This is a genomic window from Enterovibrio norvegicus (genome assembly GCF_002876705.1).
GTDB classification, from domain to species: Bacteria; Pseudomonadota; Gammaproteobacteria; order Enterobacterales; family Vibrionaceae; genus Enterovibrio; species Enterovibrio norvegicus_B.
Genome location: NZ_MDAG01000092.1, coordinates 1 through 298, shown reverse-complemented (window position 1 = coordinate 298; position 298 = coordinate 1). Strand labels below are relative to the sequence as shown.

The 298-nt window shown below is 46.0% G+C and carries 1 tRNA gene; it reads right to left on the bottom strand.

Annotated elements, in window-relative coordinates:
• Positions 1 to 148 precede the first annotated feature (148 nt).
• Positions 149 to 224 (bottom strand) — tRNA-Val (locus BCT27_RS25325).
• Between the last annotated feature and the right edge of the window lie 74 nt (positions 225 to 298).

Sequence of the window (298 nt, the reverse complement as noted above, 5' to 3'; positions counted from 1 at the left end):
CCAGATTTTTAAAGAGCAAAAGTGGTGTTTCATCTCTCAAACAGAGAGTAGAACCACTGTCTAAAGATTCTTAGACGCAAAAATACACACCCGATAACAATCTTTGCTTATTGGGTCTGCGATTCCGTGCAGAAAAATATTTAGAGAGTGGTGGGCGATACCGGGCTCGAACCAGTGACCCCCTCCTTGTAAGGGAGGTGCTCTCCCAACTGAGCTAATCGCCCACGATAGTTTGCTATTTGTCTCCGCTTTTAAAGCAGAAGCAAATCATTCCCCCGTGGAGAGAATGGTGGGTCGT